Below are 12,886 nucleotides of genomic sequence, written 5' to 3' on the forward strand. Positions count from 1 at the left end.
CGCCCCACCAAGCCCCCCCCCCGGGCGGGGGTCCATACCCCGGCGCATCCCAAACCCCCCCCTGCGCCGCCCCCGCCCGCCCCCGCCCCGCCCCCCCCCGGGTCGCGGCGCTGCGCCGCTTTCTCCGCTTCCCCCGCGTGTGATCACGCACATGACGCGGTCCGACGCCCGATGACCGCCCGAGTCGTGGTTTGCCGGGGACCGGGGCCGTGCAGAAGCCGGGTGCTCCGGTCGGACCTCGCGATCTCCGGCCGCCTCATGGTGGAGAGGACGTGATCGCCGTGACGCTGGATCGCGCCGATCGCTGGATGCTGACGTTCCCCGGGCCGGCCGGGTGCCACGGGGAGCAGGACACCGTCGTGGTGGAGCAGCAGGCCGGTTTCGGACCGCACGGGCACCCGGTCTACGCGGACGCCGCACGCACCGTCCGGGTCGAGATCGAGGACGGCGGCCTGGTGCACGTCCTCGACTGCGTCGGCCGCCCCGTACCGGACAACCCCGTCCACGCCCAGCCCCTCCGTCGGCCGCCGACCTCGCCGCAGCCGCGGCGCGGTCCGCGAACGGTGCCGAAGCCGACGATCAGCCCGTGAGTGCGATCACGCTGATCGCGGCGGCCGCGGACGTCCGTCCGGCCGACCTCACCGACCTGCCGGGAGGGGAGCCGTCCGCGTGATGGCCGATCAGCACACCCCGCGTGATCCCGCCTCGCAGTATCCGACGCCGCCGTTCCCCGAGCAGTCGCAGTCCCACCCGGGCAGCGGCGAGGCCATGCGCCCGGAACCGGACCACGGGGAGACTTCCTGCAGCGGTACCGGCTGCCTGGCGGGCCGCGTCGCGTTGATCACCGGTGGCGATTCGGGCATCGGCCGGACGGTTGCCCCGGCCATTGCCCGAGAGGGTGCCGACATCGCCTTCTGCCACCTGGCTGAGGAGGCGAGTGACGCCGCCGCCACCTCGGCGCTGATCGAGGGCGCCGGTCGCCGGGCGCTGCCCGTCACCGGGGACATTCGCGACGAGGAGTTCTGCATCGCCTGGTCGGTCGGTGCGTGAGCGAACTCGGGGCCTGGACGTCCTGGTGGACAACGCCGCTTACAGCAGCCTGCTGAGCCGCACCGCCCCGGACCGGTTGGCCGCCGGTGCCACCCGCGCCCTCGCACTCGTGGCCGACGGCTCGGTGCGCATCGACCTCACCGCCCGAGTACGGGTTCGCCGAGGTGGGAACCGTGATCGCCTCGCCGAAGGCGCCACGCGGGGCAAGAGCATCGTGACCACATGGACGGTGCGACATCGCGCAGGTACAGCAACACCGGGCTCAGGGCCCTGATCGCGGCGGAACGCCAGGAGTTGGCCGATCTGCTCGGCGGCCTGCGGCCCGCCCAGTGGGACGCACCGAGCCTCTGCGCCGGATGGCGGATCCGAGAGGTCGCGGCCCACATGTCGATGGGGTTCCGCCTCTCGTTGCCCGCGACGATCGGGGAGTGGCCCGAGCCGGGGGCAGCCTGCACCGCATGACCGACCGCGTCACGCGCAGGGATGCGTCCGCCCATTCCACCGCCGCACTCGCCGCCTTCCTGCGGGACGGCGCCCACCACCCCTGGACCCCGCCGGTGGGTGGCCTCCGAGCCGCGCTCGGCCACGACGTGGTGCACGGCCTGGACATCACGGTCGCCCTCGGCCTGGACCGGCGTGTTCCCGAGGACCGGCTGCGGGTGGTGCTCGACGGAATCCGGCCCGGCGGCCTGAGGTTCTTCGGCGTCGACCTCGGCGGAGTGCGGCTGTGTGCCGAGGACCTGGACTGGTCCTACGGATCGGGCTCGCCCGTGTACGGCGCCGGCCAGGACCTCCTCCTGCTCGCCTTCGGCCGCCGGCTTCCACCCGGCCGGCTACGGGGCGAGGCGGGCAGCCGCTTCACCGCCGTCTGAACGCGGGCACCGCCCCTCCTAGCGGCCGCAGCAGGGTTCCTGGTCGTCGCGTCCTTCCTGATCACCCGGTTCGGGAACGTCCCGATCAACGGCCGCATCAAGCAGTGGGCCGCCACCGCGCCGCCGGCCGACCACGAGGCCGTCCTGCGCCGCCGAGAGCTGTACGACGATGCCCGGACCGTCGCCGCCGTGCTGGCCTTCGCCCTCCTCACCCACCTCGCCCTGAGAACACCTCAAGTCATGCGCCGGCGGTGGAAGGTCGCAGCAGACGCGGGGCGTGCGGTGTCGGAGCGCGGGGAAGGCCGTATGCGGTCGCCGGCGGGTGGGGGTTCAGGCGCGGCGTCGGTCGCTGTCGTGGCGGAGGCTGTCGGTGTGCCGGGTGAGGTCGTCGAGGCGGTCGGCGAGTCGGGGGTGGGCGTCTCCCAGGTGATCGCGGACGGCGGCGAGGGGTGCGAGGAGGTCCGCGGCGTCGGCGGCGGCGAGGGAGGCGTGGACGGCGTCGAGTGCCGGCCGGGCCGCGGGCGGCAGGTCGTCGAGGGCGGTGATCTGCGCGGCGAGGACGCGCAGGTCGGCGGCGTTGTCGCGGGCCCAGGTGGTGACGGTGCGCTGGGCGGCGCGGCGGTCGCGGACGGCCTTGACGCGTTCGGCGCCGGTGGTGGCATCAGCGGGAGTGGTGCCGGCCGACGGGGCGGAGGCGGGCTTGAGTCGCAGGTAGCGGTTCTCGGCGGCCTGGCGGCTGGCGACGCCCATGGGGTGGGCGAGATCGGCCCAGGTGGCGCCGGCGGCGCGGGCGGTCTCCACGAGGCCGGCTTCCCAGCCGGCGAGTTCGGCGCGCAACTCGCGCAGCAGGAGCAGCGCGGCCAGGGCAGGTTCGGGGCCGGGTTGCTCGGGTGCGGTGGGGGTGCTGCCGATCGGGGGTGCGTCCTGGGCGGTGCGGACGGCGTCGTCGATCACGCCCAGCGCGGCCGCGGCGGCGAGGAAGGAGGCGGGGCCGACCGGCGCTGCGGGGCCGATCGGTGGAGGTCCGGGTCTCTCGGGCATGTGTGTCACTCTTTCGACGACTCGGTGTTTGTCATCCGATGGATGACATGTTAGAACAGATTCAGGTGAAAGCGCACTGGCACCCTTTTCCACTGGAGGTGTTTCGCGATGCTGATGCGCACCGATTCGTTCCGCGAGCTGGACCGTCTGACCCAGCAGTTGCTGAGTACCCAGGGCACGTGGTCGCGGCCCACCCCGATGCCGATGGACGCCTACCGCGACGGCGACGAGTACGTGATCTGCCTCGACCTGCCGGGCGTCGACCCGGAGGCGATCGACATCGACGTCGAACGGAACATGCTGACCGTGAAGGCCGAGCGCCGCCCCCACCACGACAGCGGGGACGTGAAGTGGGAGCTGTCCGAACGCCCGCTCGGCGTCTTCTCCCGCCAGGTGATGCTGTCCGACACCCTCGACCCCGCGGGGATCACCGCCGACTACGACGCCGGCGTGCTGACCCTGAAGATCCCGGTCGCGGAGAAGGCCAAGCCCCGGAAGATCGCCATCAGCCACACCGGCAGCCGCAAGCAGATCCAGGCCTGAACGGCCACGAGCCGCCGGCCCCGCCCAGCTCTCCCCAGGCGCAACGGGCGGGACCGGCCCACCCCACTTGACTTGCCCGACGGCGGGGCGAATGCCGCCGGTGGTTCCCGCCCGCGCCGGGACCCGGCAGTTGCAGCGCAAGGCGCTCGGACCGGATCCACTCACGACAGGGAGGTTCTCCGGTGACCCTGCGATGGGACGCGTTCCTGGACGAGGTGCGGGAACGCGGCGAATACGACACTCCGCACGAGGCGGAGCGAGCGGCCCGCGTCGTGCTGGCGCTGCTCGGCGCCCACCTGGTCGGCGAGGTGCGTGCCGAGCTGGCAGCCCGCCTGCCCGAGGCCTTCGCCCTGATCCTGCTCAACCCCCTCCAGGCCGCCGAACCGCTCAGTCCCGACCGGTTCGTCCGCGCCACTGCCGCCTGGATCGAGGGCGCCACCGAGACCACCGCCCTGTGGGACATCGGAGCCGTCCTCAGCACCACTGCCGAAGCCGCCGGCGACGACCTCACCGAACGCATCCTGCTCCAACTGCCGCCCGGCTACGACATCCTCTTCGGCCGCCCCCAGCCCGGCCGACGCCCCTGAACCACCGGGTTCCTGGCGCCACCGCGTGCAGGCACCCACGTCCCGGAAGGCCACCGCCCATGACCCGGCACCGCCTCCTCCTCCAGCAGGTCCGCACCCTCGGCCGCTACAGCGACGACGAAGAAGCCGGTCGCGTCCTCGATGCCGTCCTGACCCTCCTCGGCTCCCAGCTCACCGGCGAAGAGCGCAGCGACCTCGCCGCCGTCCTCCCGGAGCAGGACCGGGCCGTCCTCGTCTCGCAGGTCCCGCTGCCCGAGCCGGTCACCGCCCCGGCCTTCGTCGAGGCCGTCGCCCGGGCCCTGCACACCAGCCTCGCCTGTGCCCGCTGGGACGCCTCCTCCGTCCTGGCCGCGCTCGCCGACCAGGCCGGACACGGGCTGACCGACCGCCTGCTCTCCCGGCTGCCGAACGGCTACGCGCTGCTCTTCGGGCGGGCGGACCTCGCCGTCGCCGCCTGAACCCGCTCACGCCCGAACCAGCTGGTTCGGACCGGACACCGGAGCCGGCCCCACGGAGCACGACGTAGGGAAGGAAGGGCGGCCATGCCGGGCGACCTGAAGACGAACGTGGAGCGCGTGGGCCCCGTGGCGGTGTGCTCACTCGCCGGGGACTTGCACATGGGCAACCAGGAAGAGGTGCGAGCGGCCCTGAAAACCGCCCTCGGCCTTCTCCCTGCAGTCCTGGCCGTGGATCTCGCAGGTGCGGAGCTCTTCACGTCCAGCGGCCTGAACGCCCTGCTGCGGGCACGCCTGGACGCGGCCGACCGCTTCGTGCCCCTCGTGCTGATCACCCCCAGCCGCGCGGTGCGCCGCGTGCTCGCGGTGACCGAAGCACAGGACCTGTTCCCGATCTGCGCCACCGCGGAGGAGGCGGCCCGGTACGCCCCGACCAGCCGGGCCCCGAGCGGGTGACCCGGGCCGGTTCGCACCCTGCGCCGACACCGGCCGTCCCCCGGGGGCAGCCGGTGGCCCCGGGATCGTGCACCACAGGCCGCCCCGGGCAGTTCCTGGCCGGGGCGGCCTGTGGTGCGCCTGGTCTCCGCCTGCCGATCCGGCGTGCGCCACTTTCCGGGTGGACGCCCTTGTCCGGGTCAGGACGCTTCCCTAGGCTGACCAGGGCACGTCCCACCGGGGGGAAGGACACCGCGCATGATGAGACGTCTTGTTCCGCTGGCCGCAGTGATGTTGGCGCTGGCCGCCTGCAGCTCGGCCGGGTCCGACGGCCGGAAGGCCGGCAGCGACGGCGAGCTGGCCTGCTCGCTGGTGCGGAGGCTGCCCGACCCGATGCCCGACCAGCCGGCCGGCGGTTCGTCGGACCATTCCTGGGACGTCGCGGTCGGCCGACTGAACACGGCCGCAGAGCTGGCCCGGGTGGCCGCGCTGGAGGACGAGAAGTACCAGCCGCTCGCCGACACACTTGCCACCGCCCGGCAGACGTTCTCCACCACCTTTGACCTCCACCGGGCCGAACCGGGCATCAAGCAGGCGCGCACCCACTGCTGACACCGTCGCCCGCAACGCCGAGACGGTTCCCACCGTCGGGGTGGCCGACGATGCGCGACGCGACGGTCCCGGGAGCCACGCTCCGCCGTCACCGTTCCGGGCGGCGATCGGCTCCCCGCGCGGTGTGCGGCATGATCGCGTCGTCCGGGATCACCCCGAGCCGGCCGGCCTCGTAGTCCTCCACGGCCTGGATGATCTCGGCCTTGGTGTTCATCACGAACGGCCCGTAGTGGAAGACCGGCTCCCGGATCGGCTCGCCGCCCAGGATCAGCACGTCCAGGTCGGCCGTGTCGCCGTCGGGCCGGCTGCTCGCCGTGACGGTCAGGGCGCTGCCCGGGCCGAAGACCGCGAGCTGGTGGGCGGCGAGGGGCCGGCCCTCGGTCCCCACCGAACCGTGTCCCGCCAGCGCGTAGACCAGCGCGTTGAAATCGGGGCGCCAGGGCAGTACCAGACGTGCTCCGGCCGCGATGGTGGCGTGCGCAAGGGTGATCGGCGTGAACGTCGAGCCGGGGCCGGCATGTCCGTCGAGGTCTCCGGCGATGACCCGCACCAGCGCGCCGCCGTCGGCCGAGGACAGCAGGGTGACCTCGCGCCCTTCGATGCTCTGGTACTTGGGCGGGTTCCACTTGCTGGCCCTGGGCAGGTTGACCCACAGCTGGATGCCGTGGAACAGCCCACCGGAGACGACCAGCGCCTCGGGCGGCGTCTCGATGTGCAGGATCCCCCTCCCCGCGGTCATCCACTGCGTGGCGCCGTCGGTGATCAGACCGCCGCCCCCGTGCGAGTCCTGGTGCTGGAAGAGACCGTCGATCATGTAGGTGACGGTTTCGAAGCCCCGGTGCGGATGCCAGGGCGTGCCCTTGGGTTCGCCCGGTGCGTAGTCGACCTGGCCCATCTGGTCCATGTGGACGAACGGATCCAGCGCCTCCATCGGAACACCGGCGAAGGCCCGGTACACCGGGAAGCCCTCGCCCTCGAACCCGCTGGGCGCGGAGGCCACCGCGGTGACCGTCCGCTGCGTGGCGACCTGCGGATCGGGTTCGGCGATACGCGGCAGGTCCAGCACGTTGTCCACGGTCACGGCGGGCATGGCAGCCTCCCCGAGGGGTCGGAAGGTCCGATCCAGTCTAGTGCCGGGGTGGCCCGCCGGCATCGTCACGCCCCGGGTACCCGATCTTCTCGACCCCGGCCACGGCTCGCGCGGACCAGGGGGCGACATCTGCCGGCCGCCGGCCGGCCGGCGGAGCGCGCACGTGGCCTCGCGGCCATCGGAACGGACACCGGGCTCACGCGGACGGTCGTCCTGCCGAAGCATCATGACGGTCGGTCATGCCGGGAGGAGCGGATCGGTCCGCCCATCGGCCGCTGTCGGAGGGGCGCGATACCGTTTCGGATCTTCGTTCGAGGGGGATTTCATGCGTCAACTTCTGCTCGGTCTGATCGTCGCCGTCACCGTCGTCCCGCTTGCCGCATGCAGTGAGGGCTCGCCCTCCAGCAGCCCGGCGTCAGCGGCGAGCGCGCCGTCGGTCTTTAGCACGCCGTCCGCCGTCGATGCGCCCACGCTCTCCGCGGAGGCCCAGGCCAAGCTCGCCGCGTGGTTCGCGGACAGCCGCCACAGGCAGGGCATGCAGGCCCTCGACCACGGCCTCCGCGACTTCAAGCGCAGCGTCGCCATCGCCCCGGCCGCCCCTGCCGACTACATGACGATCCGGTCGGCGTGCAACGACCTCGACCACGATCTCAACATCATCAAGGACTTCGACCCCGTCCCCGATCCGCAGTCCCAGGCGCTGTGGTCCTCGGCGGTCACGAACCTGCGGCAGGGTGCGGCCGACTGCCTGACCGCTGCCACCGCCAACGACGCGGCCAGGGTCACCCAGGCCAAGGCCGCGCTCCTCAAGGGCGACACCGACTACTCGGCCGTCGTGGCCCGGCTGGGCACCGTCCTCGGCGTCGCCCCCACCCCCACGGCCGGCTGAGGACGGCGCCGACACCGCGGCGGCCGGTCCGGGACACGGGTGTCCCGGACCGGCCCCGGGCACCCGACCGACCGCCACGGGGGCAGGTGCAGGTATCGCGGGCGCTACTCGCAGGCGGTTCCGTCGCCGTCACGGTCCAGCTTCCTGCTGTAGCCCGGACCCCCCGGTGGAGGGGTGCCTTGCCGGCGGCCCGGACCGCTGCGCAGTTCTCGTAGTGGGCACTGCCCGAGCCGCCCGAGGAGGAGCCGCCGCTGGAGGAAGAGCCGCCGGACGAGGACGAGCCGTCGGTGGAGTCGTCGTCGGTCACGGCCGGCGCTCTTGTCGGAGGCGTCGTGGGAGGTGGCGTCGTACCCGGCCTTGCTCGCCGCCGACTTGGCCGACTTGAGGTTCTGGCCCACGAAGCTCGGCGGTGCGGCCGGCGTCGGGCTCGCCGGCGCAGCAGCGGTCGGCGTCGCCGCGGCCACCGGCTCGGCGTCGCCCTTCGGGTCCTGCGGCGGGTCGCCCATGAACGGCGTGAGGAACCAGATGCCGCGAGAACGGTCGCCACGACCTTCTGCGGCCGGCTCCAACGGCTGCGCCACGCGAGCGCGATGCCGCCCGGCGGGAAGAGGACCAGGGTCACGATGATCAGAGCCGGGTGCTGCCACCACCGCCTGGCCGGCGCCGGCGGCTGGGGGTACGGGTACGGGTAGGGCGGCTGGTGCGGGTGCGGCGGCTGTCCGTAGGGCGGGGGCTGCTGGGGATGGCCGTAGCCACGGCCACCCGGTCCGCCCGCGCCTGCCCCTGTTCCGTCCTGGGCCGGTACGGCGACTACCGAATCCGCATGCAGGGCTGGCGGTTCGGCATCGACATGTAGTGGCCGGCGTCGAAGCCGCCGACGTCCAGGGTCGAGACACCACGGCTACCGCCCGTGCCGTAGCCGAGGTCGGTGAGCCGGCGGCAGAGCGCCAGCGCGTCCTCGGGGGTGGTGTCTTCCGTCACGTGGATCGTCAGGGCCCGACCTCCTCCCGCAGCGTCCGCGGCTTCGGGCGGAGGCACGAGCATCTCGCCGTCCAGGACATGGGGCAGACAGCGCACGTCGTCCGGAACGCCTGTGGTGGAGCCGCCCATCCAGCTCGACGTGGGCCGCGGCGATGCGCAGGCCTTCGGTGCCGGAGAGCCCTGCGGGCTCGCCGACATCACCGGTTCGCTGCTCTCCGCGCTCGGCGTGGCCCGACCCTCGGCAGCCGAGGAACATCCGGCCAGCATCAAACCGGCCAGCACGGTGCCTGCCACTGCGAGTCTCATCGCGACAACCCCCTCCCCAAGATCGTTTCCACTCTAGCGGCCAGGTCAAGCCACTTGTCGCCCAGGCGTGAACGCCCACATCACGTCCTGCCCCACCGCGGGCCGCACCCCTCAGACACCCCCTCGGAGCGGCCGTCCCGACGGCTCCGGATCCCGGACCGTCCACCACTGCCCACGGCACACTCGGGCCGCGCGCCCGTGTTCCGGCGGACGAGATCCTCCTGCCCCCTCCGGGCGTCGGCGTGACCGGCATCTCACTGCCGCGGGGGAGTGGAAGCCGCCCCGGCGGAAAGCCGGTTGCCATGGAGATCCAGGGATTACCGGTCACCGCACACGGCCTCGCGGTCCACGGACCACGCGGACCCGTCTTCGAGGACGTGGATCTGGAGGTCCCCTCGGGCGGCCTGCTCGTCGTCCACGGCCCGGGCGGCTCCGGCCGCACCAGCCTGCTGCTCGCCCTCGCCGGACGGATGCGGATCACGGCGGGCACCGTACAGGTCGGGCAGTACAGGCTGCCCGGCCGACGACGCGACACCGCAGCGGTACGCACGGCCGTGGCAGTCGCCCGCGCCGAGCCGGCCGTCGCCCTGGAGGGCCGCCTGACCGTCGCCGAGCACATCGCCGAACGGACCTGGCTCCACCCGGGAACCACACGGGCGCTGGTGGCCGAAGCCCTCGCCGTGACCGCCGTCGCCCCCGACCCCGCCGCCCTCACCGAAGACCTGCACCCGGCCGACCGGATCCTGCTCGCCGTCGCCCTGACCCTGGCCCAGAGGCCCGCCGTGCTCGTCGTCGACGACGCCACCCACGGCTGCCCACCCGCCGACCACCACCGCATCTGGCACGCCCTCCGACAGGTCTGCGGCACCGGCTGCACCGTGCTCGCCGCCGACTCCGCACCACCACCACCGCTCGGCCCGCACCACGCGCTGAGCCTGCCCCGGCACACCGCCCACCTCGTACGGGCCCGCTCCCTGCCCGCGGCGGCCTCCCCGGCGGTCGGAAGCGAGGCAGCATGACCGCGCTGCGCCTGGCCGCCCTGGAACTGCGCCGCTTCCGCGGACCGCTGCGCCGCTTCGTCCCCCTGCTGCTCTGCCTGATCCCACTCCTGTACGGCGCCATGTACCTCTGGGCGAACTGGGACCCGTACGGCAGGACCTCGCGCATCCCGGTGGCGGTCGTCGACGAGGACCGCCCCGCCCACAGCATCACCGGGGAACCGGTCGACGCCGGCGCCCAGCTGGTTCAACAGCTCAAGGCCTCCGGGGACTTCGGCTGGCGGTTCGTCGACGCCGACGCGGCACACGCCGGCCTCAGGTCCGGACGCTACTTCTTCGTCCTGCACATCCCCGGCGACTTCAGCGCGCGGCTCGCCACCGGCGGCACCGACCGCCCGGAGAAGGCCGGCATCACCATCGAACTCAACGACGCGAACAACTACATCGCGGGCATCATGACCGAAGTCGTCCAGTCCCGTCTCCAGGCACAGGTCGACTCGGCCGCGCACGCCGCCTACGTCCGCGCCCTGTACGGCGAACTCGGCGGCATCCGGGACCGCCTCGCCACCGCCTCCGACGGCGCCCACCGCCTCCAGGACGCCACCGACACCGCCGGCCGCGGCGCCGCAGCCCTCACCAGCGGCACCGCCGCCCTGCACACCGGATCCGCCCGGGTCGCCGCCGGCAGCGACAGCATCTCCGCCGCCGTCACCCAACTCGACCGGGCCACCGAACTCCTGGACCGCAAGGCCGCCGCCGACCTCCCCGCCGCCGCGGCCGCCCTCGTCCGCACCGCCGAACTCGCCGCCGACGGAACGCACACCGTCCACGACACCACCACCCGCATCAAGACCGCCACCGGCGAGCAGACCACCCGCCTCACCGCCCTCGCCGACCACCACCCGGGCCTCGCGGACGACCCCGCCTACCAGGCCCTCCACCAGCAGGCCCGGCAACTCGACGACACCGCAGGTCGACTCGACGCCGCCGCGGCCGCCGCCGACACCGAAGCCCGGCAGAACCTCGACCACGCCCACCGGCTCCAGGACGGCATCACCGGACTCCAGCAGCACATCCAGGACGCCCGGACCCCGCTGCGCCTGGTCGACACCGGCACCCGCGACATCGCCGACGGCGCCCGCACCGCCACCGACGGCCTCACCGCGCTGCAGCAGGCCGCCCAGAGCCTGCAGACCGCCGCCGGCCAGGCCCACGCCGCCGCCGGAACCCTCACCGCCACCACCGACGAAGCCCTCCGGAAGATCCCGCCCACCGACCCCGACCACGTCGCCCGCGCCGCCGAGGTCCTCGGCACCCCCGTGCACATCGACCGCACCGACCTCCACCCCGCCGGCGTCTACGGCCGCGGCCTCGCCCCCTTCTTCTTCGGCATCGCGCTCTGGGTCTTCGGCCTCTTCGCCTACCTCCTGCTACGACCCCTCAACCCGCGGGCCCTGGCCGGTCGGACACCCGCCCGGACCGTCGCCCTCGCCGGCTGGCTCCCCGGCGCCGCGCTCGGCTGCGCCGGCGCCGTGGTCCTCTACGCCGTCGTCGACCTCGCCCTCGGCCTCCACCCCCGGCACCCCGTCCTCACCCTCGCCCTGCTGCTGCTCGCGGCGGGCTCCTTCGTCGCGGTCGACCACTTCCTGCGCACCGCCCTGGGCGCCCCGGGCGACGTGCTCTCGCTCGTCCTGTTGATCCTGCAGCTCACCGCCTCCGGCGGCCTCTACCCGATGCCGACCGCCCCGGGCTTCTTCCAGGCCCTCAACCCGCTGCTGCCGATGACCTACCTCGTCGACGGCCTGCGCGTGACGATCTCCGGCGGCGAACCGGCCCACCTCGTCCGCGACGTCCTCGTCCTGGCCGCCTTCGCCGCCGCCGCCCTCACCGCCACCACGCTCACCGTCCGGCGCCACCGCACCTGGACCGTCGCCCGCCTCCACCCCGACATCGCGCTCTAGGCGACCGGCGGCCGGTCCGGGACACGTCGTGCCGGTCTTCCGGGGCGTCCAGGACGTGACGCGGCTGACGCCGGGACAGCGGGCGGACGGTGGGCCGCCGTTCGCGGATTCGGCCCGAGCGGGCCCGTGCTGCGCCGCTGCCGCGGTGGTCGGGGAAAACCGTTTTCCCGTGGGCCGAGCAGGTGATAGACACCCCGGGTGCAGAACACTCTCGATTTCTCCGACCTCCTGCGGCTGATCGACGAACGGTCGACCGCGTTCCGGTCCGCGGTCGCCTCCGCGCCCGGCCTCGACGCGCAGGTGCCGACCTGCCCCGAGTGGACGCTGTTCGACCTGGCCCAGCACCTGGGTGGTGGCGACCGCTTCTGGGCCGCCATCGTCGGTGCGGGCCCCGCCGACGCCCCGCCGGCCGAGGCCGCCGCCGAGCGGGCCGCCCTGGTCGTGCCGCGGGAGCGCGAGGCCCTGGTGGCCTGGCTGGAGGAGTCGACGCAGCTGCTGCTGGGTGCGCTGCGGGAGGCGGGCCCGGACGCCGGCTGCTGGACGTGGTGGAGTGCCCTGCAGACGCCGCGGACCTCCGGCGGGGTCGCCCGGCACCGGGTCCAGGAGAGCGCGGTGCACACCTACGACGCCCGGCTCGCCATGGGCGCCCCGCAGCCGCTGCCGGCCGAGGTGGCCCTCGACGGTGTCGAGGAGTTCCTGTTCACCTGCGTCGCGACGCCCAGCGCCTGGCCGCACAAGCCCACCGCCTTCGACTTCCACGCCGCCGAGGGGCGTTCCTGGCGCCTCACGGTCGACGGCGACGGCGCACGGACCACCCGTCTGCCCGCCGCCACCGGCGCCGAGGGCCCGGACGCAGCCGGTGTCTCCGCCCACGCCACGGCCGGTGAGCTGGTCCTCTTCCTCTACGACCGTGTCCCGGCGGACTCCGTGCGGATCGACGGCGACGCCGGGCTGTTCGACCTGCTCCGCGCCTGGGAGCCGGAGGAGTAGGACGTCACGGGCCGTGGGGTGGCGGCCCGGCGGGGGGGGCCCCCCCCCCCCGGCAAGTGCCGGGGCACGGCCCCCC

At 73.8% G+C, this 12,886-nt stretch carries 15 protein-coding genes and 2 pseudogenes; 13 read left to right on the forward strand and 4 right to left on the reverse strand.

The window, feature by feature from the left end; all coding sequences use genetic code 11:
* Positions 1 to 281 precede the first annotated feature (281 nt).
* The 4 genes and pseudogenes from AB0442_RS39560 to AB0442_RS39575 form a co-directional block, all read left to right on the forward strand.
* Positions 282 to 590, forward strand: coding sequence for a DUF6296 family protein (locus tag AB0442_RS39560; RefSeq protein ID WP_366168364.1), 309 nt, complete (start codon positions 282 to 284; stop codon positions 588 to 590).
* 82 nt (positions 591 to 672) lie between these two features.
* The gene (locus AB0442_RS39565; RefSeq protein ID WP_366168378.1) at positions 673 to 1,050 is read left to right on the forward strand and encodes an SDR family NAD(P)-dependent oxidoreductase; all 378 of its coding nucleotides are present in this window, start codon (positions 673 to 675) and stop codon (positions 1,048 to 1,050) included.
* 222 nt (positions 1,051 to 1,272) lie between these two features.
* Positions 1,273 to 1,922: pseudogene (locus tag AB0442_RS39570) on the forward strand (maleylpyruvate isomerase family mycothiol-dependent enzyme).
* A 24-nt stretch (positions 1,923 to 1,946) separates the two neighbouring features.
* Positions 1,947 to 2,117: pseudogene (locus AB0442_RS39575) on the forward strand (DUF1772 domain-containing protein); the annotation flags it as partial.
* Positions 2,118 to 2,252: 135 nt separating this feature from the next.
* Here AB0442_RS39575 and AB0442_RS39580 read toward each other — a convergent pair.
* On the reverse strand, positions 2,253 to 2,963 hold the full coding sequence (locus tag AB0442_RS39580; RefSeq protein WP_366168365.1) for a hypothetical protein: 711 nt from the start codon (positions 2,961 to 2,963) through the stop codon (positions 2,253 to 2,255).
* A gap of 108 nt (positions 2,964 to 3,071) precedes the next feature.
* Here AB0442_RS39580 and AB0442_RS39585 point away from each other — a divergent pair, with 108 nt between their 5' ends.
* The 5 genes from AB0442_RS39585 to AB0442_RS39605 all read left to right on the forward strand — a co-directional run bounded on the left by AB0442_RS39585 (position 3,072) and on the right by AB0442_RS39605 (position 5,595).
* Positions 3,072 to 3,506 carry an Hsp20/alpha crystallin family protein gene (locus tag AB0442_RS39585; RefSeq protein WP_366168366.1) on the forward strand — a complete coding sequence of 145 codons (435 nt, stop codon included), beginning with the start codon at positions 3,072 to 3,074 and terminating at the stop codon, positions 3,504 to 3,506.
* Positions 3,507 to 3,688: 182 nt separating this feature from the next.
* Positions 3,689 to 4,093, forward strand: a complete 405-nt coding sequence (locus tag AB0442_RS39590; protein WP_366168367.1) for a DUF2267 domain-containing protein — start codon at positions 3,689 to 3,691, stop codon at positions 4,091 to 4,093.
* Positions 4,094 to 4,152: 59 nt separating this feature from the next.
* Positions 4,153 to 4,551 (forward strand): DUF2267 domain-containing protein, encoded by a 399-nt coding sequence (locus AB0442_RS39595; RefSeq protein WP_366168368.1) that lies wholly within the window; start codon positions 4,153 to 4,155, stop codon positions 4,549 to 4,551.
* 84 nt (positions 4,552 to 4,635) lie between these two features.
* Positions 4,636 to 5,004, forward strand: a complete 369-nt coding sequence (locus AB0442_RS39600) for an STAS domain-containing protein (protein WP_366168369.1) — start codon at positions 4,636 to 4,638, stop codon at positions 5,002 to 5,004.
* A gap of 237 nt (positions 5,005 to 5,241) precedes the next feature.
* Entirely contained in the window at positions 5,242 to 5,595 is a 354-nt protein-coding gene (locus AB0442_RS39605; RefSeq protein WP_366168370.1) for a hypothetical protein, read from the forward strand.
* A gap of 88 nt (positions 5,596 to 5,683) precedes the next feature.
* Here AB0442_RS39605 and AB0442_RS39610 read toward each other — a convergent pair whose 3' ends face one another.
* Positions 5,684 to 6,685, reverse strand: a complete 1,002-nt coding sequence (locus AB0442_RS39610; protein ID WP_366168371.1) for a pirin family protein — start codon at positions 6,683 to 6,685, stop codon at positions 5,684 to 5,686.
* Positions 6,686 to 7,010: 325 nt separating this feature from the next.
* Between AB0442_RS39610 and AB0442_RS39615 the strand changes: the two genes are divergently transcribed.
* On the forward strand, positions 7,011 to 7,574 hold the full coding sequence (locus AB0442_RS39615; RefSeq protein WP_366168372.1) for a hypothetical protein: 564 nt from the start codon (positions 7,011 to 7,013) through the stop codon (positions 7,572 to 7,574).
* 104 nt (positions 7,575 to 7,678) lie between these two features.
* On the opposite strand, the gene AB0442_RS39620 is transcribed toward AB0442_RS39615, so the two are convergent.
* Positions 7,679 to 8,155: an excalibur calcium-binding domain-containing protein gene (locus AB0442_RS39620; RefSeq protein WP_366168373.1), complete on the reverse strand. Its 477-nt coding sequence runs from the start codon at positions 8,153 to 8,155 to the stop codon at positions 7,679 to 7,681.
* Between the two features lie 229 nt (positions 8,156 to 8,384).
* Positions 8,385 to 8,849: a hypothetical protein gene (locus AB0442_RS39625; protein ID WP_366168374.1), complete on the reverse strand. Its 465-nt coding sequence runs from the start codon at positions 8,847 to 8,849 to the stop codon at positions 8,385 to 8,387.
* A gap of 389 nt (positions 8,850 to 9,238) precedes the next feature.
* Here AB0442_RS39625 and AB0442_RS39630 point away from each other — a divergent pair, with 389 nt between their 5' ends.
* The 3 genes from AB0442_RS39630 to AB0442_RS39640 all read left to right on the forward strand — a co-directional run bounded on the left by AB0442_RS39630 (position 9,239) and on the right by AB0442_RS39640 (position 12,810).
* Positions 9,239 to 9,880, forward strand: coding sequence for an ATP-binding cassette domain-containing protein (locus tag AB0442_RS39630; protein WP_366168375.1), 642 nt, complete (start codon positions 9,239 to 9,241; stop codon positions 9,878 to 9,880).
* A complete protein-coding gene (locus tag AB0442_RS39635) occupies positions 9,877 to 11,820 on the forward strand; it encodes a YhgE/Pip family protein (RefSeq protein WP_366168376.1) in 1,944 nt (647 codons plus the stop codon). Before AB0442_RS39630 ends, AB0442_RS39635 begins: the two co-directional genes overlap by 4 nt.
* A 198-nt stretch (positions 11,821 to 12,018) precedes the next feature.
* A complete protein-coding gene (locus AB0442_RS39640) occupies positions 12,019 to 12,810 on the forward strand; it encodes a maleylpyruvate isomerase family mycothiol-dependent enzyme (protein ID WP_366168377.1) in 792 nt (263 codons plus the stop codon).
* Positions 12,811 to 12,886: the final 76 nt, after the last annotated feature.

This window comes from Kitasatospora sp. NPDC085895, from assembly GCF_040702125.1.
Classification (GTDB): Bacteria; Actinomycetota; Actinomycetes; order Streptomycetales; family Streptomycetaceae; genus Kitasatospora; species Kitasatospora arboriphila.

What these genes read in the sequence shown, in the direction of transcription:
- AB0442_RS39580 (WP_366168365.1), bottom strand. Translation starts at nt 2,963, where the DNA reads ATGCCCGAGAGACCCGGACCTCCACCGATCGGCCCCGCAGCGCCGGTC.
- AB0442_RS39585 (WP_366168366.1), top strand. Translation starts at nt 3,072, where the DNA reads ATGCTGATGCGCACCGATTCGTTCCGCGAGCTGGACCGTCTGACCCAG.
- AB0442_RS39610 (WP_366168371.1), bottom strand. Translation starts at nt 6,685, where the DNA reads ATGCCCGCCGTGACCGTGGACAACGTGCTGGACCTGCCGCGTATCGCC.
- AB0442_RS39605 (WP_366168370.1), top strand. Translation starts at nt 5,242, where the DNA reads ATGATGAGACGTCTTGTTCCGCTGGCCGCAGTGATGTTGGCGCTGGCC.
- AB0442_RS39600 (WP_366168369.1), top strand. Translation starts at nt 4,636, where the DNA reads ATGCCGGGCGACCTGAAGACGAACGTGGAGCGCGTGGGCCCCGTGGCG.
- AB0442_RS39565 (WP_366168378.1), top strand. Translation starts at nt 673, where the DNA reads ATGGCCGATCAGCACACCCCGCGTGATCCCGCCTCGCAGTATCCGACG.
- AB0442_RS39635 (WP_366168376.1), top strand. Translation starts at nt 9,877, where the DNA reads ATGACCGCGCTGCGCCTGGCCGCCCTGGAACTGCGCCGCTTCCGCGGA.
- AB0442_RS39595 (WP_366168368.1), top strand. Translation starts at nt 4,153, where the DNA reads ATGACCCGGCACCGCCTCCTCCTCCAGCAGGTCCGCACCCTCGGCCGC.
- AB0442_RS39615 (WP_366168372.1), top strand. Translation starts at nt 7,011, where the DNA reads ATGCGTCAACTTCTGCTCGGTCTGATCGTCGCCGTCACCGTCGTCCCG.